The organism is Nitrosococcus halophilus Nc 4, assembly GCF_000024725.1.
Taxonomy (GTDB): Bacteria; Pseudomonadota; Gammaproteobacteria; order Nitrosococcales; family Nitrosococcaceae; genus Nitrosococcus; species Nitrosococcus halophilus.
This window is the reverse complement of sequence record NC_013960.1, coordinates 1,132,444-1,153,064: the sequence shown is the minus strand read 5'-3', so window position 1 is coordinate 1,153,064 and position 20,621 is coordinate 1,132,444. Positions and strand designations below refer to the sequence as shown.

At 54.4% G+C, this 20,621-nt stretch carries 18 protein-coding genes; 6 read left to right on the top strand and 12 right to left on the bottom strand.

Annotated elements, in window-relative coordinates; genetic code table 11:
* Positions 1-364 precede the first annotated feature (364 nt).
* From NHAL_RS05735 to NHAL_RS05700, 8 genes are all read right to left on the bottom strand, one after another.
* A complete protein-coding gene (locus NHAL_RS05735) occupies positions 365-1,813 on the bottom strand; it encodes a DegQ family serine endoprotease (RefSeq protein WP_013032217.1) in 1,449 nt (482 codons plus the stop codon).
* Between the two features lie 702 nt (positions 1,814-2,515).
* Positions 2,516-4,147, bottom strand: coding sequence for a chaperonin GroEL (gene groL, locus NHAL_RS05730; RefSeq protein ID WP_013032215.1), 1,632 nt, complete (start codon positions 4,145-4,147; stop codon positions 2,516-2,518).
* Positions 4,148-4,332: 185 nt separating this feature from the next.
* A complete protein-coding gene (locus NHAL_RS05725) occupies positions 4,333-4,878 on the bottom strand; it encodes an RNA-guided endonuclease InsQ/TnpB family protein (RefSeq protein WP_013032214.1) in 546 nt (181 codons plus the stop codon).
* 91 nt (positions 4,879-4,969) lie between these two features.
* Positions 4,970-5,968 carry a DUF4340 domain-containing protein gene (locus tag NHAL_RS05720; protein WP_013032213.1) on the bottom strand — a complete coding sequence of 333 codons (999 nt, stop codon included), beginning with the start codon at positions 5,966-5,968 and terminating at the stop codon, positions 4,970-4,972.
* Between the two features lie 12 nt (positions 5,969-5,980).
* Positions 5,981-8,905: a Gldg family protein gene (locus NHAL_RS05715; RefSeq protein WP_013032212.1), complete on the bottom strand. Its 2,925-nt coding sequence runs from the start codon at positions 8,903-8,905 to the stop codon at positions 5,981-5,983.
* A 5-nt stretch (positions 8,906-8,910) separates the two neighbouring features.
* Positions 8,911-9,846: an ABC transporter ATP-binding protein gene (locus NHAL_RS05710; protein ID WP_013032211.1), complete on the bottom strand. Its 936-nt coding sequence runs from the start codon at positions 9,844-9,846 to the stop codon at positions 8,911-8,913.
* A gap of 313 nt (positions 9,847-10,159) precedes the next feature.
* Positions 10,160-10,555 (bottom strand): Hsp20/alpha crystallin family protein, encoded by a 396-nt coding sequence (locus NHAL_RS05705; protein ID WP_013032210.1) that lies wholly within the window; start codon positions 10,553-10,555, stop codon positions 10,160-10,162.
* A gap of 18 nt (positions 10,556-10,573) precedes the next feature.
* Positions 10,574-11,017 (bottom strand): Hsp20/alpha crystallin family protein, encoded by a 444-nt coding sequence (locus NHAL_RS05700; RefSeq protein WP_013032209.1) that lies wholly within the window; start codon positions 11,015-11,017, stop codon positions 10,574-10,576.
* Positions 11,018-11,085: 68 nt separating this feature from the next.
* Here NHAL_RS05700 and NHAL_RS05695 point away from each other — a divergent pair, with 68 nt between their 5' ends.
* The 4 genes from NHAL_RS05695 (at position 11,086) to NHAL_RS05680 (ending at position 16,110) form a co-directional block, all read left to right on the top strand.
* Positions 11,086-11,460 carry a hypothetical protein gene (locus NHAL_RS05695; protein WP_013032208.1) on the top strand — a complete coding sequence of 125 codons (375 nt, stop codon included), beginning with the start codon at positions 11,086-11,088 and terminating at the stop codon, positions 11,458-11,460.
* Positions 11,442-11,927: a septal ring lytic transglycosylase RlpA family protein gene (locus NHAL_RS05690; RefSeq protein ID WP_203434364.1), complete on the top strand. Its 486-nt coding sequence runs from the start codon at positions 11,442-11,444 to the stop codon at positions 11,925-11,927. Before NHAL_RS05695 ends, NHAL_RS05690 begins: the two co-directional genes overlap by 19 nt.
* Before the next feature lie 238 nt (positions 11,928-12,165).
* A complete protein-coding gene (locus tag NHAL_RS05685; RefSeq protein WP_013032206.1) occupies positions 12,166-14,676 on the top strand; it encodes an EAL domain-containing protein in 2,511 nt (836 codons plus the stop codon).
* 210 nt (positions 14,677-14,886) lie between these two features.
* Positions 14,887-16,110: an IS256 family transposase gene (locus NHAL_RS05680; protein WP_013031487.1), complete on the top strand. Its 1,224-nt coding sequence runs from the start codon at positions 14,887-14,889 to the stop codon at positions 16,108-16,110.
* Between the two features lie 103 nt (positions 16,111-16,213).
* Here NHAL_RS05680 and NHAL_RS05675 read toward each other — a convergent pair whose 3' ends face one another.
* Positions 16,214-16,516, bottom strand: coding sequence for a HigA family addiction module antitoxin (locus tag NHAL_RS05675; RefSeq protein WP_013032205.1), 303 nt, complete (start codon positions 16,514-16,516; stop codon positions 16,214-16,216).
* Positions 16,517-16,528: 12 nt separating this feature from the next.
* A complete protein-coding gene (locus NHAL_RS05670) occupies positions 16,529-16,807 on the bottom strand; it encodes a type II toxin-antitoxin system RelE/ParE family toxin (RefSeq protein ID WP_013032204.1) in 279 nt (92 codons plus the stop codon).
* A gap of 392 nt (positions 16,808-17,199) precedes the next feature.
* Between NHAL_RS05670 and NHAL_RS21480 the strand changes: the two genes are divergently transcribed.
* Both NHAL_RS21480 and NHAL_RS21475 read left to right on the top strand, forming a co-directional pair.
* Positions 17,200-17,901 carry a Fic family protein gene (locus NHAL_RS21480; protein WP_203434363.1) on the top strand — a complete coding sequence of 234 codons (702 nt, stop codon included), beginning with the start codon at positions 17,200-17,202 and terminating at the stop codon, positions 17,899-17,901.
* A 255-nt stretch (positions 17,902-18,156) separates the two neighbouring features.
* On the top strand, positions 18,157-18,483 hold the full coding sequence (locus NHAL_RS21475) for a hypothetical protein (protein ID WP_203434362.1): 327 nt from the start codon (positions 18,157-18,159) through the stop codon (positions 18,481-18,483).
* 17 nt (positions 18,484-18,500) lie between these two features.
* On the opposite strand, the gene NHAL_RS05660 is transcribed toward NHAL_RS21475, so the two are convergent.
* Positions 18,501-18,698, bottom strand: a complete 198-nt coding sequence (locus tag NHAL_RS05660; protein ID WP_013032203.1) for a hypothetical protein — start codon at positions 18,696-18,698, stop codon at positions 18,501-18,503.
* A gap of 395 nt (positions 18,699-19,093) precedes the next feature.
* Positions 19,094-20,548 (bottom strand): catalase, encoded by a 1,455-nt coding sequence (locus tag NHAL_RS05655; protein ID WP_013032202.1) that lies wholly within the window; start codon positions 20,546-20,548, stop codon positions 19,094-19,096.
* Positions 20,549-20,621 lie beyond the last annotated feature (73 nt).

The following is a 20,621-nucleotide window of genomic DNA, read 5'->3' as shown; positions in this document are numbered from 1 at the left end:
CCGGTGGGATCGTAAATGGGCGCGAATGCGGACACTCACCACAGGCGCTTCTCCAAACACCGCCCTTATGGGATGGCAAGCATCTCGCCCTATTCGTGTTATTCAAACCCGGCTTTGCGCCCAGCCCACGATATCCCCCGCTCCCACGGCCTCCACCTGGCGGGACCCATTACAGCAGAGACACCCCTCTTAAGATTCTTGTAGGAGCGGCTTCAACCGCGAATAACCGGTGTCATCCTCTCGGGTATGTGTAAGGCCCATTGCGCCCACGCGCTGAAATGGGGGAGCGAGCACCCGCCACCAATGGTGAACCAATGATTCGCTTACCCTCCAAATCAACGCAGACGGGCGCGGAACATAGAGTTTACCAGCGCAAAACGACGTAGCGTTGCATATCGCCTGAGCGAACTAATAGCAAGACACGCCTATCGTCACGGCTTTCCTTCACTGCGCGATCGAACTCCTCTGCGCTGTTGACCGGTTTGCGGTTCACCTGAAGGATTACATTGCCGGGTCTGATGCCTGCCATGGCGGCGATGGAGCCAGCCTTAACCCCGGTGACCACCACGCCTTCACCGGCTTTGGCATCAAATTGCCTAGCCAGCTCCGGAGTCAGGGTCTGCACCGCCAGGCCCAGTTCTTCTGCGGTCTGGGCAGGACCTTGGGCGAGCGTCTGAGTCTTGCTAAGTTCGCCAATGGTCACTTTGACCTCCCGTTGCTTGCCATCACGAAGGAGGGTGAGAGCCTCGCGGCTGCCAGGTGGGGTGAGTGCGACGCGATTGCGGAAATCACCGATGTCTTTGACCGACTTTCCCTGGTAGCTGATGATGACGTCACCTTGCTTGAGTCCCGCCTTCGCCGCGGGCGAGTCCTCGGATACCTGGGCGACCAGGATGCCTTGGGACTGTTTCAAGCCAAAGGATTCCGCTAGCTCCGCTGTTAGCGGCTGAATCACGATCCCCAGATAACCCCGGATCACTTCGCCAGTTTCAATCAGTTGGTCGGCAATAATTTTGGCCAAACTGCTGGGAATGGCGAATCCTACGCCCATATAGCCGCCACTGCGGCTGAAGATGGCCGTGTTGACGCCTATCACTTTACCGTCCAGATTCACCAGGGGACCGCCGGAATTACCCGGATTGATGGCGGCATCCGTTTGAATAAAATCTTCATAGTCGCTGATGCCTAAACTGGTGCGACCTTTAGCGCTGACCACACCGACCGTCAGGGTATGGCTCAACCCAAAGGGATTGCCCAGGGCCACCACCCATTCGCCTACCTCGAGCTTAGAAGAATCACCCCACTGCAAGGCGGGCAGTCCGCCGACCTCGATCTCAATCACCGCAATCTCGGATTTGGGATCGGTCCCTACAATTTCAGCATCGAATTCGCGACCATCCTGGAACTGGACTCGAATCTTATCGGCGCCTTCTACCACATGGTTGTTAGTGAGAATGTAGGTCTTGTCCGACAACAAACCCTTTTTCGATGAAAACACAAAACCTGAACCCTGGCTGATAGCGCGGCGCTGCCCCCTCGGCTCTTCCTGCGGGGGTGAAAATGGCTCGCCAAAAAAGCGCCTGAAGAACTCATCCCCAAAGGGCCACTCATCGCCGAAGGGTGTCGGGGCACGGCCCTCGTGGGTGGTTTCCACCTGGATAAAGACCACCGACGGTGATACTTGGCGGGCTACCGCAGCAAATGCCTTGCCCGTCTGACGCAGGCTCTCAACACCACCGTCGCCCTCGAGTGCGTGCACTGGCAGCGCAAGGAACGCCACCCATAGGAAGAGATTTATTCGATATTTATGCATTTTTAATCCCCCAAATCATGTTATTGTGGTTTATGTAGGGATATCTTGTAATCATTCAACCCCCTCCACCATCTCATATTGCCCTATTTTCAAATCTCCTAGTGGCGGCCGACTGTTTTGGACCCCCATGGTAATCTTCAGTTCACCTTCCCGGCGTTCCATACGCAAAACCACACCGGAGCGGCATCAAACAATAACCACAATTTCGATGTTCTCTTCCTTACAGCAGCACATTGACGCCCCGTCCCGTGGGCAGCAGCGGAAGGCCAAATCGACAACGCCGTCGGCAAATCGCAGATCAGTGATTTTCAGCAGGTACAAATAATCAAGCAGCCTTGCAAAAGATGGAATATGGTGCCGCAGGTCCAGGCCGATGCTATACCATTTTCCGTTTAAATGAGACCTAAAGGAGTTCGGGGTAAGTGTGAAGAGACCGTCGGCAACACCGATTCGCCGGGAGCGAATCGGGACCTCCGCAAGAGGCCCTGAGGGGGCGCCTCAAGGATGAGCCGGGACCGTGGGTCCGGTAGACCCACGTAGACCCGTGAAAGTTTTGCCGCCCACGGACCTGAACATGATCCTCCGAAACCTGGACCTGCTCATTCCTTATACCAATTTAATCAAAGAATGCAATTTATTAAGGCTTCAAGTGCTTGTTTAGACTGCATCTATACAATGCAAAATTACATGAAATTGGTATTATCAGTAGCCCCCCATCTCTCCCACGCCCGGCCGTACTTCCATTTCCTTCTTAGGCGCCTCGGCGATCATGGCCTCTGTCGTGATCATCAATCCCGCAATGGAAGCGGCGTTCTGTAGTGCCACCCGTACAACCTTGCTCGGGTCCAGAATCCCCATCTCGATCATGTCGCCGTACTCGCTGGTCTGGGCGTTAAACCCATAGTTTCCCTGGCGCTCCTTCACCTTATTCAGAACTATCGACGGCTCCAGCCCTGCATTCACCACGATCTCCCGCAATGGTTGCTCCATGGCGCGCAGGACGATCTTGATACCGATGTTTTGGTCGGTATTTGCGCCCTTTAGGCCCTGGGCCTGAAGGGCTTGCATCATGCGCACCAACGCCACGCCTCCGCCCGGCACTACTCCTTCCTCGACAGCCGCCCGCGTCGCATGCATGGCATCCTCGACCCGGTCCTTCTTCTCCTTCATCGCCGTTTCCGTCGCCCCGCCCACCTTGAGTTCCGCCACACCACCGGACAATTTAGCCAGGCGCTCTTGCAATTTCTCCTTGTCATAGTCGGATGTAGCGTCATCCATCTCCCGGCGAATCTGCTTGATGCGCGCCTGGATTGCCTCAGGTTCACCGTTGCCGCCGACTAATGTGGTCGTCTCCTTGGCGATGATAACCTTCCGAGCTGAACCCAATTCATCCAGGCTAGCCTTTTCCAGAGTCAGGCCGGTCTCTTCGGAAATCACCTTGCCACCGGTTAGAATGGCAATATCTTGCAGCATGGCCTTGCGTCGGTCCCCGAACCCGGGCGCCTTAACGGCCGCCGCTTTGATAATACCGCGCGCCGCATTGACTACCAGGGTGGCTAGCGCCTCGCCCTCCACGTCCTCGGCAATCACCAGCAAGGGTTTCCCCGACTTGGCGACAGCTTCCAATAAGGGCAACAAATCCCGGATATTGGAGAGCTTCTTGTCGTAGAGCAGAACAAATGCCTCTTCCAGCTCCGCATTCATCTCTTCAGGCTTGTTGATGAAATAAGGCGACAGATAGCCCCGATCAAACTGCATGCCCTCGACAATCTCCAGTTCATTTGCCAGCCCGGTGCCTTCCTCCACGGTGATGACCCCTTCCTTACCCACCTTTTCCATGGCAGAGGCAATCAAGCCACCGATCTCCTCGTCACCATTGGCCGATACCGTCCCTACCTGGGCAATGGCCTTGCTGTCTTCACAGGAGATGGATAGATGTTTCAGTTCCTCAACTGCCGCCTCGACAGCCTTGTCAATGCCGCGCTTGATATCCATTGGATTCATGCCCGCCGCTACCGATTTCAAACCTTCCTGAAAGAGGGATTGAGCCAGTACAGTAGCGGTGGTTGTTCCGTCACCGGCGATTTCCGAGGTTTTGGCGGCCACTTCCTTTACCATCTGGGCGCCCATATTCTCAAACTGATCCTCAAGCTCAACCTCTTTCGCCACAGCCACACCATCCTTGGTAATGGCGGGGCCGCCAAATGGCTTTTGGATCACGACATTACGCCCTCTCGGCCCTAGTGTCGCCTTGACCGCCTGGGCAAGAATGCTGGCACCGCACGCCATACGCTGGAGTGCGTCATGTCCAAATCTCAGTTCCTTGGCTGGCATCAGCGCCCAACTCCTCGTTTGCCCATTTTGTCAACGCGGCCATAGGAGCGAAAGTTCATAACGCGTGTCCTGTCTTGGTCGACGTTATCCCCCAAACCGATATAAAAAATTTAGTCTCACCGCTGTTACATGGCAAGCTACAGATATACAAGGGCCCTGGATTGCACATTGACATCCTTCCCGCCCTAAAGGAGGGGAATTCCTTCCGCAAGACGGCGATGCCCCGCCGCGAGAATGTTCATGGCTGCGTTCACGTCTCTATCGTGATGCGCCCCACACTCAGGGCATGACCATTCTCTTATTCCAAGACCCGCCCTACCTCTCGGACTACCGTTGCTGATACAGCCACAGCACGAACAGGCTTGGGTAGTGTACGCTTCGTTGATCTCTACAAACTCGGCTTGCATCGCCTTCGATTTATAATCAAGCTGAGTTTTCAGCATAAACCCGCCCGCATCTAAAACAGATTTAGCCATTTTAGTTTTAGCAAGGCTGGAACTGCTGACATTGCCCACGACGATGAATGCATTCTCACGAACCACTTGTGTCGTGAATTTATGGAGGGCGTCTAAACGCCTATTTTTGATCTTGGCATGATAGGAATAATCCGCCGTGATTTCGTTAGCCGCATTCCAGACCTGATTGACTTCAAAGGCCATGCGCTCAAGGACTGGCTTATGCTTATCCTTGACTCTGACTTTCAGGGTTTTTATGTTGGCCTTAAGTTTCATCACTTAATATTAGCAGAACCGCCCTACATCCCCTCCCTAAAGGAAGGGGCTTTGGGCGGAATTTCGGTAAATACCCAACAGGAGACTTTCATTATTCTTGCACCTCTGCCGCTTCTACCTCCGCCTCAGCAGAGATATCGCCGCCAGAGGTTTCGCTCGGCGCTTCCTCCGTCTTGGTTTGCACCAGCTTTTCCCGCCCAGTCGTTTGAATCGGCTCTACAGCGAATGGAGCAACCTTGAAGTAGTGATCCAAATCAGAGCGTTTCAACACGTAATAATCCTCGTCCTCGGGCTTGGAAAAACGATAGCTCAGGAGATCGCCTCCCTTTCGGGCTAATTTAACCTCAAATTCAGGCGCCTCTTGCCGGAACGAAGGCTTCGCCTCGGTGCCTAGCAGGGACTCAATGGGCAAGCCGGTCAGCTTATCCACCAAGGCGCGGGCCTCTTCTCCATTGGTCTCCTCCTGCGCTTTAAGACTAACCAGCTGCCACTGTTCGTCATTCCGTTGCAAAGTGAATTCAGGCATCTCCACCCGGGTGACCTGGTCCCCCTCCAGCCTGAGAATGTCCTTGTCAATCCAATCGTCAGCCTTGGCATTGGCCTCCCAGGTATTGAAGGCCACGGCGTAGACTGCGTCCTCCCCCTCAGGCCGGACATGAACCTTACGAAATCCTGGCGAGGTACCCACATAGAGCACCGCCTGGGTCTCCTCCTTTATCAACAGAGCCAGCCTGCGTTCGAAGGCTTCATCGTCCACCTTGAAACGCTTGGCCGCCCCCGCGGTGGTGGCCACCGGCCAGCCCTTTTCCAGTGTGGCCAGCTTGTCCAGCAGCCGCTCCACGGCCTCCTGATCGGCTGGAAAGTCCCCGCTATCCGGCAACAGCCATTTGCCGTCACGTTTTTTCAACACCAGACTGTTCTCGCCATCTTCAATGCGCAGCCCGTCTACCCCCTTCTCATCAAAGGCAAGCAGCTTTTCTTGGGGCTCAAAGGCCCCGTAGTCCTCGCCCATCAAGTTGACAGCTATCGCTAGAACCAGTTGCACCAGCAGCAGGCCACCCAGAATGGAAATCCACTTCTTCATCTTCATTCACCCCTCCTCTTATTTGGCCGTACCCAACACTGCAGCATAGCGCCGCCGCGCCTGTTGGTTGACCTGCCTGCGGAGCAACCAGACCAGCAGCAAACCGAACAGCGCCAGACCATAATTGAGGTACTCCCAAAACATTTGGGCGTCCCGACCTAAGGGTGCAAGGGTGCGTGAAAACTGGGCTCGGCCACGGATGGCAAGCAGACCCTCCTCTTCCAGGGACCAGTCGATGGCATTTTCCACCAATTCCACCGGCTTGAGATAGCGGGTACCCAATCCGGCGGCAGCCAAATCCAGCATCTCGTCAGTGAGGAAGCTGTTGGAAGCAAACAGAAGGATACGCGATGACTCGGGTGAGCGCTCAATCACCCGCGTAATCACCGGTTCCGGCGTCTCCTCGTTCTCGGGATTCTTGGACTCACTTTCCTCGGCGCCTGCTGCTGTCTCCTCATTGTCGGGGTCAGCCTCTTCCTCTACCGTGGCCAGAGGCGAGGGTTTATCCTTGAAGAAGGAGTCGAAGCGACCCTCCACCATCACTCCCAACAGTTGCCTGCCCTGTTCCCCGCCGATGGGGAAACCGAGCTGAGGATGGGCGCGGAAGTCAGGTTGGATGTTGAGGCTATCGGAGGTCCAGGATTGATCCGAACTTTCCAGCAGGCGGGTGACCTGACGCCCCTGGTTCTTCTGCTCATCCATAGTGATGGGGGAAGCCCAAGTCATGGTGACTTGATTGAGGCCGGCAGTGATATCCCCCTCCTGGGACATACCGTCATTGCGGATATCGATAAAATAGGGGTAATCCACCAGCTGGGTCTCCTGCACCACGAATCCCCCAACCTGGCGATCCACCGGAATCGGGAAGGCCGCATTTTGGGGATCGAGCACCATCTGCTCCCCAAGCTGGAGACCATGATGGGCCAACCAATCCTTCAGCCCCGAATCGTGTTTGCTGGCGGCAAGGGTCTCCTGGGTGTCGATATCGAAGGGCGCAGTGGCCAATACTAGGGTGCCGCCACGCATCAGGAACTGGTCCACGGCAAATAGCTGCTTCTCGTCCAGGGTATCGGGGGCAACCAACAGCAACAGGTCGGTATCGGAAGGCACCTGTCCGTTTTTCAGATCCGCAGCGGTGACATTGTGCTCTTCCGCCAGGGTATCCCGCAGCCAGTTAAAGCGCTTACCCCCGCCCGCCATACCGAACTGGGGCAAGGAAGGCGTCGAGGGCGGGGTGTGCAGGGCCACAGTCTTGAGGAAACCCCGGGAAAAGCGCTTGAGGGCGGCGTCAATACTGCGTTCAAGCCCGGCCTTTTCGTAGTTCTCCGGCAAGGGTACTTGGATGGTGCGTCCTTCCCCTTCGAGAGTCATGTAGAACCAGAAGGTATTGGCATCGAGCAGACTGGCGGCCATGGGGCGAAAACCGAATTCGCTTCTGATTTGCTCGGCTAATGCGCCCCCTTCGGCATCCGGGTCGCGGATATCCACGGTCATCTTGCCGCCCGACTCCTCACGCAGCTCATCGAGTAAAACTTCCAAATCCTGACGGAGCGACTGGAGCACTTCTGGCAACTTCTCATCCGCCGAGATATACCCCTTGAAACTCACCGGATGGGGGATATTCTCGAACAGTTCGCTGGCCCCTTGATAGGCGTAAAGCACCTTCTTGATGGCCTGGGTGATATCGTACTCGGGATTACGCAGCTCCACATCCAAATCGGTCTCGCTCTGGACCTTGATTTCAATAAGATCCTGGAAACCTAAGACCTCGTACTGATCCCCATATTGAATCAGAATATTGAAGTAGGAATTGACCACCGAAGCCTGATACTTACTGGCGAACTGGAAGGGCACTGGTTGAATACCATACTTTTCGTTGGCCTCCTGTTCCAGCTCCGGATGGGCCTGGGGGTCAATGAATTCAACCCGCACCTGGCCCTCGCCGGCTACCCCATACTCTTCCAGCAAATCACGCAGGCGGGGCACCAACGGCGCCAACAACGGATGAGTCTGGGCGCTGAAGTAGCCGCGAATTAGCATGGGCTCCCGCAGCTGCGCCAGGTAGCTTCGGGTCGCCTCGGAGATGGAGTAGATGTTGCCCTGGGTGACATCGGCGCGGACCCAGCCCAGGGGCGCCAACCACAGATTGGCCGCCAGGAAGTTGGCAACTAATAATCCAGTCACCCACCCCCAGCGCCGATGGTGGGTATTGCTCGGGTTACCGGCCCAACGCAGCCATTCCAATGCGAAAACATTCAGGGAGAGAAAAACCCCGACCAGACTCAAATAATAGTAGAGATCCCGTAGATCAATCACGCCACGGGTGATGGAGTCAAAGCGTGAGCCAGAACCCAATAGTTTAAGAAACTCCGAAACCCGGTTGCCGAATAGCCCAGTCAGGGCATCGGAACCCAGCAAATAAAAAAAACCGCAGACTACCGCCGTCAGAATCAGGCTAATGATCTGATTGGGCGAACGGGCGCTCACGAATAACCCGATGGCGGCATAAGCGGCTGCTAGAAACAACGTGGCCAGGTACCCTCCAAACACCGGCCCCCAGTCCAAGGGGCCCACGAGGCTCACGGTCAGTGACAGGGGCAGAGTCAACAGCAGCGCCACGGCCACCAATGCCAGACAGGCGAAAAACTTGCCAAGCACGAACTGATAGCTTTTGACCGGTGTGGTGAGCAAAAACTCCAGAGTGCCGGCGCGCCGCTCCTCCGACCACATGCGCATGGTGATGGCCGCCACCAGAAAAATCAGCAATAGCGGCATCCATTCGAACAGGGGCCGCACATCGGCGATATTACGGGCGAAAAAGGTTTCCACCCAAAAGAAGATGAACAGAGTGACCGCCAGAAAGGCGCCGAGAAAGATAAAAGCGGTAGGCGAGGAGAAAAAGCCGGCAAACTCTTTGCGCGCAATTCTCAGTGCATTCCCCATCTTGCTTACCTCCCCTCCTGTGCTGAGATTTCACCGAAAATAGTTTCCAGATCCCGGCGCTCCGGTTGCAAGGCGTAGAGCTTCCACCCCGCCGTTGCAATTCGCTTGGCAACATTAGGCGCGGTGTCAGCGAGCTGGCCCTGACTGTCCAGGGCGAGGGCATAACGGTGCCCCGGCCCCCATGCACTCAATGATTCCACGGACTGAATACCGTCGACCGACTTGAACAGGTCCAGCGCCTGCTCCGGCCCGGCATCAACGGCAACCAAGAGCCGCCTGCCGGCCTGCAACTCGTCCATGGTGGCGTCCAGCGCCTTGTGACCGTTGCGGATAATGATGACCCGATCGCAGATAGCTTGAACCTCTTGCAGAATGTGGGTGGAGAGGATGACGGTGGCCCGCTTTGACAAAGCCCGAATGAGATCCCGCATATGCTGCACCTGGGTGGGATCCAGACCATTGGTGGGCTCATCAAGAATGAGTAGGCGAGGATTATGGAGAATCGCCTGAGCCACGCCTACCCGTTGGCAATACCCCCTGGAAAGAGTCCCAATGGTATCCGTCGCCTTGACTGACAGTTCCGTGCTATCAATGGCCTCCCGGATTCTCTCCGCCCGTTCACCTTTGGGAACACCATGCAACGAAGCGGCATAATCAAGATAATCGATTACCGTCATCTCAGGATAAAGGGGATCGTTCTCCGGCAGATACCCGATATAACTCTGGACAACTTCACGGTGGGTTGCGATATCCAGGCCATCGATTTCAATGGAACCGCTGGTCGGTTCCAAATAGCCGGTTAGCATTTTCATAATAGTGGTCTTGCCCGCACCATTGTGGCCAAGCAATCCCACAATCTCGCCCTGACCGATTTCGAAGGAGACCTGATCGACTGCCGTCAGATCACCGTAAGTTCTGGTCAACGCTTCTACTTGAATCATCAAAGCGCTCCTGTCTTTATTCTTTATGAGTTATACCAATTTCATGTAATTTTGCATTGTATAGATGCAGTCTAAACAAGCACTTAAAGCCTTAATAAATTGCATTCTTTGATTAAATTGGTATTAAATTGCCTTTCCAGAGGGTTAAATGCATGATCTAGCTTTTCTCCACCCTCTCGGGCGAGGATTTTTAAGAATTGCGCTAAGAACCTTCCCCTTCAAGCGGCTATCTTCGTTCTAGTTGCTCCGGCCCCATGGGACCGGAGCGATTTTTTTATCTCTATTAATAATGAGGGGAAGCCAAATAGTTTGGCTACTCAGTGCGCACCTGGATCTTACGAGGCTTATGCTCCTCTCGCTTCGGGATACGCAGGGTCAAAACCCCTTCTTTCAGAGTGGCCTGGGCGTTGTCCCCATCCAATTCTCTGCTGAGGGAAAAACTGCGTTGATAGCGGGTAGAGCGAACATCGGCATAGAGGGCCTGCATGCCTTCCGGCACCGAGATATCCGCCCTACCCTCAATGGACAGGGTATCCCTGTCGATATGCACCTGGAGCCGATCCCGCGATACGCCCGGCATATCCGCCTGTAACGTAATGCCCGCAGCATCCTCAAAGATATCTATCGCAGGCCGGAGCGCACGCTCCATCTCCTGTGCTTCCTGAGCCGCCTTAGCTTCCTCTCTTGCCACTTCTTTTGTCTCGGCCATTTTGTCCCCTCCTGCTGATCATTTTACTTCGATCTGCCGCGGCTTAGCCGACTCGCGCCGCTGGATAGTGACATGCAGGACCCCGTCCCGATAGCGGGCATTCACCTGATCCGGGTTCACATCTTCGGGTAGGGTCACGACACGGCGAAAGGCGCCATCGAAACGCTCTTTGCGGTAATAATTGACTCCCTCCTCGGTGCTTAGCTTGCGCTCACCGGCCACGGTCAGCAGATTCTGCTGAATGGAAATATCCAGACTCTTAGGATCCAAACCCGCCGCAAATAGGTAGACATCGACCCGATCCGGAGTGCTTCCCACATTGAGAGGCGGGTAGGTTCCCCTCTCCACCGCTCGAATACCGCTTGGCCAGGGTGTCGCCCCAAACAGTTGATCCATATCCCGTTCCAGACGCCTGAACTCATCGAACAAGCTAGCCTCAAAATTGACCAGATTACCGAACATGTCTGCACCTCCTTATTGATGCTGATTGTTCTGATCAGCTCTTCCTGTTGAAAAATTGGGACTCAGTTATGTTTTTCAAGAGTGTTGGAACAACTGTTTTTCCAGGGTCGCAGATCGGCGATGGGCGCGGACGGATCATCGCCATTATTGGGGGTACGTTGGCCGGCTTCTTTCTCGGCGGCGAAATCGGACGCACCATGGATAAGGCCGACCATCTCTGCATCGATCAAGCACTGGAATACGCGCCTGACGGTAAGACCATCGAGTGGCGCACCCCAGGGGAAAACCAACGTCATCAGGTAACCCCACACGAGACCTTCCAAACGAACAACGGGCGCTATTGCCGGGAATATACGGCAAAATCCATAGTCGGCGGCGAGACCGTCCAGACCTACGGCACCGCCTGCCGCCAGCCGGACGGCTCTTGGCGGCTCGCAAGCTAGCGCCGACGATAGAGGCCCCCATGCTGCGGCAAAAAGCCTCTCCGATCAAGGACGTTCTAGCTTCCTCCGTCGTGATCCTAATAACCCTTGTTCCGTTGGGGTGCGGGCAAATTGGCTCCACAGTCTACCGCTTTACGGCATCGCCGCTGAGCTGTGAGGAGGCACGGGATTATGACGAAGAGGGCACCACATCCTGGTATGGCCGCGCTCATCATGGTCGACGCACGGCAAACGGACAGGTATTCGACATGAACGGCTTGACGGCAGCGCATCGCAGTCTCCCATTCGGCACCAAAATACGGGTGACAAACCAAAAGAACGGCCGCTCGGTGGTGCTTACGGTCAATGATCGGGGTCCCTTTGTCATGGGTCGCTTTCTGGACGTTTCCTACCGCGCCGCGCGGGAACTGGGTTTTGTACGGGAGGGGTTGGTTTCCGTTCGCGTCAAGACTGTCGAGACCTGCTGAGTCTGTCTAAGCCGAAAAACAGCAAAAAATATCTCATTAATTAGAGGTTTTTTGGCAAAAAAACACGAGTTGAATGAGAAGCCGAGTTCAAATTACCTCTCCCGCCTCTCACCATAATTTGAAAAAACCTACTAAAGAACTCAAATATTAGGCCGTTATCCTTTAACAGCTAAAAAATACCCTCCAGTAAGGGTACCCGCTAAGTTGAATCCTTGAAGTCACTCAGGAACCATCAACTATGCAAAATTATCGCAGAAAAACCAACAAGAAGGCGCAAGCATCTAAAGTAGCACAGGCGCGACTGCAGCATCTACTGACCGTCGGCCCCGCCATCATTTATAGCCGTATGCTCCGGGCTCCCTATGCAACGACCTTTATCAGCGACAATATCCAAGCACAGATGGGGTATAGACCCAAGGATTTCATTGATACCCCTGATTTTTGGCTTAACCGGGTGCATCCAGAGGACCGGGACCGAGTCCTCACCAAACTAAAAAGCCTCTTCCGGCACAATAAGCTCTACTATGAATACCGCCTCCAGCACCGGGATGGACATTACCGCTGGATACATAATGGCCAGCACCTGGTCCGTGCTGCAGATGGACAACCCTTAGAAATTGTGGGTTATTGGATCGATATTACCGAGCGCAAACAAGCTGAGGCCGCCCTTAAGCAACATCAAGAGTTCCTGCAAACCATTCTCGACCGTATTCCTGTCATGATTGCTCACTTTGATCCCCAAGGCCAACTGCAATGGCTGAACCGGGAAGCTGAGCACCTGTTGGGCTGGTCTTTGGAAGAAGCCAAACAGATAGATATTTTGGCAGCCTGCTCTCCCGATCCCGATGACTATCAGAAAACCCTGGCGTTCATGCAAGATGCCCACCCCCGATGGGGAGATCTCCGCATCCACTCACGCAATGGGCGAGTGTTGGAGACCCGCTGGGCCAATATCAGGTTCTCTGATGGCAGCCGGATTGGGATTGGAAAAGATGTAACGGAATATAAGGCTTATGAGGCACAACTAGAACGCCAAACCAATTACGATACCCTGACTGGACTGCCGAACCGAAACCTCCTCCAAGATCGACTGTCTCATGCCCTCGCTCGTGCCCGCCGGACTCGCCAGTGGGTCGCTGTCCTGGGGTTGGGTCTGGATCATTTCAAGTTGATCAACGACAGCCTGGGCCATTCTGCTGGGGACGCCCTCCTTCAAGCCGTCGCCTCCCGCCTGGAGGCTTGCCTCCGGGAGGGGGATACGGCCGCCCGCCTCGGCGGGGATGAGTTTGTCCTGGTACTGGAAGATCTGCCGGAGAAAACAGGGGTAGAGCCTACCATCCAGCGGATACTCAACACCCTGGAAGCGCCTTTTCAGTTAGAAACCCAAGAGTTTTTTATCAGCGCCAGTATCGGCGTGAGCTTCTTTCCCCAGGATGGGCGAAAGGCTCGCACACTGTTGAAGCAGGCCGACATCGCCCTCCATCGGGCCAAAAACCAAGGCAGGCGCGGTCTGCAATACTATACCCCGGCGATGAGCATGGAAACCATCCGGCGTTTATCCCTCGAAAATAGCTTGCGCTCTGCCTTAGATCGGGGGGAGCTAAAGCTCCACTACCAACCCCAAGTCAGCCTGGAAAATGGCCGGGTCATGGGGGTGGAGGCCTTACTGCGCTGGCAGCACCCGCACCGGGGGTGGATTTCCCCTGCCCAGTTCATTCCCTTAGCCGAAGAGAATGGCTTGATTGTGCCCATTGGCGAGTGGGTGCTCAACACCGCTTGTGCCCAGGCGAAAACTTGGCAGGTCACGGGGGAACCGCCCCTCACCATCGCTGTCAACCTCTCGGCCCGGCAATTTCTACAGACCAAATTCATTGCCCAAATCGACCAAATCTTAGGCCAATGCGGTCTGGCGGCCAAAGTCCTAAAACTGGAAATCACCGAAAGCCTCTTGATGCAGGATCTCAAAGGGGCGATTACTACTTTGCATGCTCTCAAGGAGCGGGGGATCCAATTGGCCATTGATGATTTTGGTACCGGCTATTCCTCGCTCAACTACCTCAAACGCTTTCCTCTGGACCAGTTAAAAATTGACCGCGCTTTCATCCGGGATATCACCCGGGAACCGGATGATGCGGCCATCGCCCAGGCTATTATTGCCCTGGCCCATAGCCTGAAGCTGGAAGTGATGGCCGAAGGCGTGGAGAGGGAGGCCCAAGTGGCCTTCCTGCAGGCAAAACGCTGCCATGCCATTCAGGGCTATTATGTTAGCCGCCCCCTACCGCCAGAGCAGCTCGCCCCATGGGTACGGGAAAATAAGCGCTTGATACAAGCCTCTGAAATAGGCTCCGGCCACCCCCCCACCCTCCTGCTGGTGGACGACGACCCCCTGGCAGCAGCCACGCTGCAGCAGCTGTTACGCGAGAAGCCTTACCGCCTGCTGACCTGCCGAGATGCCTTGGAAGGCCTGGATTTACTTGCTGTCCACCCAGTTGACGTCGTGATGGCAGGCCAGCGCATACCTAAGATGGAGGGCGTCGAGTTTCTCCGCCGGGCGCGGGATATTTACCCTAAAACCGTACGCATTTTGCTTACTGACCAAAGCAATAAAAGCACCGAGGTAGACGCGATCAATGAAGGGGCTATCTTTAAATTTCTTGAGAAGCCGATCTCAGAAAAAAACTTAAAAGCAGCCCTTCAGGTAGCTTTCTTATTCCACAATGTCCTACAGCAACGGGCAAAAAACGGGTGATGTATATACGGATTCTAACCATAGTTCAGTCAAATATGGGTTGGACTGCTTATTCATTCTTCAATGGCTTGGGTTCAATTGACGACCGCTTACCTACAACCAGCGTGGGAGTATAGCGCCAACCCCCTTTTCCGCTGATGCTCTAAAGAGGGGGTGTACAAATAACTGTGTAACTGGTGATCTGTAATTAACAACAAGGAGAAAGCACTGATGACCAGTATTGAAAAAAAGACCGATGAGTTGCTGGATGAACTTCTGAAGGAGTGCAATAGCCCGAAAGAGGTTCTGGGCGAGCATGGGTTATTGAAGCAGCTGAGCAAGCGCTTGGTGGAGCGGGTTTTGGAGGCTGAGCTGACTGAGCACCTAGGGTACGCGCCCCATGCTCAGGAAGGTCGGGGCAGTGGCAACAGCCGCAACGGCAAGAGCAAGAAGCGGGTTCAGAGCGAGGCGGGGCAATTGGAAATCGAGGTGCCACGGGACCGCAATGGGAATTTTGAGCCGCAATTGGTCAAGAAACGTCAGCGTCGGCTGGAGGGCTTTGATGAGAAGGTGCTAGCGCTGTATGCCCGGGGGCTCTCGACCCGAGAGATTGAGGCGCAGCTGGAAGAGCTCTATGGGGTGGAGGTCTCCCCGGCGCTGATTTCCCAGGTGACCGATGCGGTGTTGGAGGAGGTGCGGGCCTGGCAAAGCCGGCCCCTATCGGCCGTCTATCCCATCCTATATTTTGATGCCTTGTTTGTGAAATCACGCCAGGAGGGCATGGTGAAAACGAAAGCAGTGTACTTAGCCCTGGGGGTCAATCTAGAGGGAGAGAAAGAGCTGTTAGGGATGTGGATGAGTGAAAACGAAGGGGCTAAATTCTGGCTGTCGGTATTCAATGAGCTGAAAAACCGGGGGGTCGAGGATTGCTTTATTGCCTGCGTGGACGGGCTCAAGGGCCTGCCTGAGGCCATCGAGGCGGTGTTTCCACAGGCCCAGGTTCAGCTGTGCATCGTGCACAAGGTGCGCGGCTCGCTGAAGTATGTCCCCTGGAAACAGCGCCGGGCCGTGGCGGCCGACCTGCGGGCCATCTATGGCGCCGCGACCCTGGCCGAGGCCGAACAGGCCCTAGAGCGCTTCTCAGCGCGTTGGGATGAGACATATCCGGCCATCAGCCCCAGCTGGCGGGCCGATTGGTCACGGCTGACGGTCTTCTTTGATTACCCACCCCAGATCCGGCGAGCCATTTATACCACCAACGCCATCGAATCCTTGAACTATTCACTACGAAAAGTCTTGAAAAACCGGGGCGCTTTTCCCACGGATGAAGCCATTTTCAAGGTGCTCTATCTGGCCCTGAACAATATCACCAAAAAATGGACTCAACCCATTCGGGACTGGAAGGCCGCCCTCAATCAATTCGTCATCCTCTTCGCTGAGCGGATGCCCAAGTGAAAATTAGTTACACAAAAAACTTGACACCCTCGATATTTAGGCAACAATAGACAAGGCTTGGCCCCTAAACCCAGGTTCCAAGCTCCTACCATTCCCTTTCTAATTAAACAGCATGCCGCGGCTGGATTTCGCTGATAATACGTTTGGCTTCTTTTATTTCAGCAACGCGCAGGTCGTACTCGGCTTGTAGTCCCAGCCAGAATTGAGGGGTGGTGTCAAAATAGCGGGCTAATCGCAACGCGGTATCCGCGCTAATCCCACGCCTCTCCCGCACAATCTCATTAATGCGCGGCGTGGGCACATGAAGCGCTTTCGCCAACGCGTTAACGCTCATTTCAAGCGGCACAAGATAGTCCTCGCGCAAAATTTCTCCAGGATGAACTGGGCGCATCCCATTTTTAAACATAGGTTTACCTCCTCAATGATAGCCCACAATTTCAACGGCTTCCGGTCCCTCGCTCGTCCAGATAAAGCACACCCGCCACTGCTTATTGATTCGGATACTGTATTGTCCAGCTCGGCTGCCTTCCAATGCTTCCAGTTGGTTGCCTGGCGAAGAGGCTAGGTCCCGTAGCTCCCGCGCATTGTTCAATTGAACGAGTTTGCGCTCTGCCACCTTGCGAATGCTTTGCCACCGGCGGGATTTGCCGGTTTCAAACAGACGTTGGGTCTCTTGGCAGCGGAAGCTTTTAATCATCGAGAAATGTATAACGTTTAACGTTAAACTTCAATATCTGGGGGCAGAAGTTAACACCCCGCCTATTTTCCACTAGCTGCACGCCCTGGACCCTGCACAGGTAAAGGGCCTAGCTTTGTGCAGCGCTTCTCTGGGAGTTTGATATTTAGGCGGCAATAGACAAGGCTTGGCCCCTAGGTACGTTGACAATCCCCTCCTTTCCCCTGGCGCTCTTGCTCTAGCAAAAGGTTACGGTGGTTACATCCACCGTTTTTCTAATGGTAATTCCGCGTTTTCATAGAGATCAGTGTGGGCAAACTCCACTGGACATAAATTTGGACATAAACACCCCCGCCTATATATGCAAGCCAATGATTTTATAAAGTAATATTGTAATATATAGGTGGACATTATTGAGGACAAATATGGTGCCTTTTAAGCTCGCTGAGCATCGCATCCGAGTTGAGACTGCCCGTTTTGGCCCTTTTTTATTTCAAATTGGGGTTGATGCCAGTCGAGTCGAGATCCTCTACCAGCGGGTCAGCGATGCGCAACGGCGTTTTCGCGGTTCCCCCCTTTCTCAGGTCGCTAATCGGCTGGAACGGGAAGTTGCGGTCAGCAGCGTCTTTGGCACCAATAGCATTGAGGGTGGCGCCCTTTCAGAGAAGGAGACGCAGATTGCTCTAGAGCTAGATCCACGCAAGGTGAAGGACACCGAGCAGCAGCGGGTCGTTAATCTTAAGGCTGCCTATAATCTATCTAGGAACATGGCCACTAGTCCTGGTTGGGTTCTGGATCTAGAGTTCATCTGCCAGATCCATGCTGCAATTACCGCGAAGCTCCCCCATGAGCACAACCAACCAGGCCTATTACGGGACAACCCCAAGGGGATCAACACTTTTGTCGGCGATGCAGCCCATGGTGGCCGCTACAAGCCGCCGCAGTACGGCGCGGACATTCGCCTGCTGCTGGAAAATTTGGTCGAGTGGCACCGAAAGTTGCAGGCGGAAGACGTGCCCGTTCTAATCCGCGCTCCATTGGTTCATTACTATTATGAACTCATCCATCCTTTTTGGGATGGCAATGGCCGTGTTGGGCGGGTTATACCAATTTAGTTAAAGAATGCAATTTATTGAGGCTTCAAGTGGTTGTTTAGACTGAATCTATAGAATGCAAAATTACATGAAATTGGTATTATTGAGGCAGCCCTGCTACAAGCTGAAGGTTTTCGGTATGCGCCCTTTGCACAAGCGCGCTACTACTTTGAACATGTCGATCGCTATTTCACTTTGATTAATATCTGCCGTAAGGCGGCCGACCGAAAAACTGCGTACCCGAACACTCCTTTTATCGAATTCTTCCTCGAGGGGATGCTGACCAGCTTAGAAAAACTGCACGACCGGGTGAATCAACTCATCAACATTCTATTGTTCGAGAACGACATTAAGCGCCGCCACGACGAAAAGGAGATCAACGACCGACAATACGCGATCGTCTCTCAAATCCTGAATGCAGGACAACCTGTTCCTCTAGCTGAGCTGCGCCGTGCACCCTGGTATCTTGCGCTCTACGCTCAACTAACTGACAAAACGAAGCAACGCGATCTGCGTCGCCTACGCGAAGCTGGGCTGGTTAATCAGGACAGGCAAGGAAAACTATGGCCCGGCTTTGTCCAGCTTAATGACGAGGCGGTATAACTGGTAGAAATTGGCTTTCAAGCCATGGCGGCCCCCCTGTCCAGCATATAACGAAACAGCAGTCGGGGTCCCTCCTTTCCGCTGGTGCTCTGCAAGGCCATCAGGAGCGCAGCCCAGAAAGGCAGTGTGCCTTCCCCGGCCCGGATGAGTTGGTTGAGACGCTGCTGGACCCGGCCAGGGTTGATTTGGATTTCGGTGCGGAGGAGGTCGGTCATGACAGACACCTAATATAAATTAATATCAACACGTTGACATTATCTACCAAGCCCCGCCGGGACTGGCCTAGCGGGGTTTTTTGGGGACAATCCGTGTTTTGTCAACCTGATTTTGATTTGTCAATCGGCCTCGCTGCTGATACCAATTTCATGTAATTTTGCATTCTATAGATTCAGTCTAAACAAGCATTTGAAGCCTCAATAAATTGCATTCTTTAACTAAATTGGTATGAGGTGGCGGGGCTAATGCCATCGAGCAATCAGCCAAAATGCGAACTAGTTCTCAAAAAAGTGGGGCTTTCAGCGCTTATCGCTTTCTATAGTTATAGGAGTTACGCAGTTGGCGATAACGTGTACAAAGGCTAAGCCAGATAGCCACTTCAACTCTCTCACAATTATCTGAGATCAACGCCCTTGGCTATGCGATCGCCGATGTCCTTGTCGATGTTACGCCAGTATTCAATCGCACGCCTCAATACAGGTTCGGACACGCCGTTTTTTAGGTGCCCTACCACGTTGGACACCAGGCGGTCACGCTGGGCGTTATCCATCACTTTACGCACCAAGGTGCCGGCCTGGACAAAATCATCATCGTCCTTGCGTTTTGTGTAGGCGGCACGAATGAATTCACCGCTAGTACTCCAAGTGGCCACCTCGGGATACCGCTCGGTGTCAGCCTTGGGGCCGCCCTTGGAGTTCGGTGTGTACACTGGATCGGAGACTTTATCAATTCGCATGACGCCGCCCTTGCTGTAGCTGTGGACCGGGCTCTTCGGCCGATTGACCGGGATCTGCGCGTAGTTGACGCCGAGGCGTGCCCGATGGGCGTCGGCGTAAGAAAGTAGGCGGGCAAGCAGCATCTTGTCGGGGCTAGGGCCGATGCCGGGGACGAGGTTATTCGGTTCGAATGACGCCTGCTCGATCTCGGTGTGAAAATCGCTTGGATTGCGGTTCAGGGTGAGCCGACCCACTTCGTGCAGCGGGTAATCGTCGTGGGGCCAGACCTTGGTCAGATCAAACGGGTTGAACCGGTAAGTGTCTGCCTCTTTAAAGGGCATGATCTGCACCTTCAGCGTCCAGCTGGGGTAATCGCCCTGCTTAATCGCCTCGAACAGGTCGCGGCGGTGGTAGTCGGCTTCATCACCGGCGATCCGGTCAGCTTCCTCCTGGATGAGATTCTCAATACCCTGGTCGGTCTTGAAGTGGTACTTGACCCAGAAGCGCTCGTCTTTGGCGTTGATCCACATGAAGGTGTGGCTTGAATAGCCGTTCATGTGCCGATAACTCCTGGGAACTCCGCGATCACTCATCAGAATGGCAACCTGGTGGGCGGACTCAGGCGACAGGGTCCAGAAATCCCACTGCATGTCGTGATCGCGCAGGCCGTTGTCCGCACGGCGCTTCTGCGAATGAATAAAGTGCTGGAACTTCATGGGATCGCGCACGAAAAACACCGGCGTATTGTTCCCTACCATGTCGTAGTTGCCCTCGGTGGTGTAGAACTTGAGCGCAAAGCCGCGCACATCCCGCCAGGTGTCGGGACTGCCGCTCTCACCGGCCACCGTGGAGAACCGGGCCAGCACTTCGGTCTTTGTAGCCGGTTGGAAAACGGCTGCCTTGGTGTAGGCGCTGACGTCCTGGGTCACTTGGAAATATCCGAAGGCCCCCGAGCCCTTCGCATGGGGCTGGCGGTCCGGAATCATCTCCCGGTTGAAGTTGGCCATCTGCTCCATAAGGTAATGATCATGCAGCAGAATCGGGCCATCGGGCCCTACGGTTAGGGAGAACTCGTCGCTGGATACAGGAATGCCCGCATCATTGGTTAGGGTTTTGCGGTCGCTATCTTTCATAAAAATGCCTCTTTTCAATTTTTTGCCTGTAAACCATCATCCCTTTCGATGTGATTGATACGTTAAGAAGTAG